1 protein-coding gene is annotated in these 1,520 nt (G+C 52.6%); it reads right to left on the reverse strand.

Annotation, left to right across the window (positions count from 1 at the left end; translation table 11 throughout):
* Positions 1 to 88: 88 nt before the first annotated feature.
* On the reverse strand, positions 89 to 1,438 hold the full coding sequence (locus tag AC54AG_RS28260) for a transposase (RefSeq protein ID WP_331779164.1): 1,350 nt from the start codon (positions 1,436 to 1,438) through the stop codon (positions 89 to 91).
* Positions 1,439 to 1,520: the final 82 nt, after the last annotated feature.

Here is a 1,520-nt window from a genome sequence, read left to right on the forward strand (position 1 = left end):
CTATTGTGTTGAAAAACTATTGGTCAAGACCTGTCACAATGCAATAAATGTACAGGAAAATTGTACGCAGTGGCGGTGTTCGGCTCGCTTAGCTCATCACTAGTGTCGCCTTCTGTTTTGGCGGAAGCAGCTTTTTGGCCATTCGCCGCAGATTTTGTACCGTCGCTGCCAGCAGAAACTCATCGTGGGCGCCGCTGGGGCCGCGCAAGCGCAATTGGCCGAGTTTAAGGATGCGTTTGAGGTGAGCAAATAGCATCTCGACCTTTTTCCGTTCTTTACGCGATTGTCGATAAGCGTCTGTCTTGCCAATGGCTCGTGCCACGTCGCGTGCAGGTTCATACGGGCTACGGTCGATCTTACGGATGTCCATATTGGGACAGCATTTTAATTTGAGCTGGCAGGCCTGGCAGTCATACAGGCTGGCTCGATAGCGAAATGGGTTTTTCTGCTGGCTACGCTGAGCGGGTTTCAAGTACTTGCCAGCAGGGCAAACATAACGATTGTTTTCTCTATCGAAGATGAAATCGGTACGGCTGAAAGTGCCGTCGTGATGTTCGGATTTATCCCAGACAGGAACGTGCGGGGCGATCTTCTTTTCATCGACCAGCCATCCCAGCATTGCAGCCACACCGTAATTCGTATCGCCCACCAATCGCTGTGGCTTGATAGCGAATTTCTCCTCAACCCGGTTGATCATCGTTTTGGTCGCTTCGACCTCGGCGATCTTGTTTACGGCTGATGCCTCGACATCGACAATCATTCCGGCTTTCAAATCGATCAGGTAATTTGTCGAGTAAGCAAAAATAGCCGGCCCTGCAGCGGCAGTCCAGGTTGCAGACGGATCCGTCAGCGAGATTCTTTTTGGCGGCACCGGATTAACTTGGTCCAGAGCTGCCAGATACTCTCGCACCGGTCGACTTGCCTGCTCAGGATCACCCCAATCGATAGCGGAATCGCCTGAACAGGAACGTTGCCGCTGGGCGTCAGCCTTGATCATGCTGGCGTCGGTTGCAAACCCCTCGCCCTGTACCAGGCCTTCTGTCATGCAACGTCGAAGAACCGCATCGAATAGCTGGCGAAATGCATCGTGATCGCGAAAGCGGCCGTGTCTATTCTTGGAAAAACTTGAGTGATCCGGCACCTTGTCCTTCAGACCCAACCGGCAGAACCAGCGGTAAGCCAGATTCATGCCGACTTCTTCGCACAGCCTCCGCTCAGAACGTATGCCGTAGCAATAGCCAATGATCAGCATGCGGGCCATGAGCTCGGGATCGACTGATGGTCGACCGGTATGACTGTACGACTGAGCCAAGTTCTCGCGAAACTCGGTCAGGTCGAGGTACTGATCCACCGCTCTCAGTAGATGGTCTTCGGGAACGTATTCGTTTAGACTAATCAAGACGAACAACTCCCGTTTGGTTTCCTGACGTCCCATCATCGCAGCCTCCGTCTTTTCTTTGCTTAGACAGCGGCAAATCGTGAAGATCGCGTGCTCAACTGGAGTTTTTCAACGCAATAGG

This window comes from Janthinobacterium sp. BCJ23 (assembly GCF_059617945.1).

Bases quoted from the DNA above. Each gene is read 5' to 3' on its own strand.
- AC54AG_RS28260 (WP_331779164.1), bottom strand. From the start codon at position 1,438: ATGATGGGACGTCAGGAAACCAAACGGGAGTTGTTCGTCTTGATTAGT.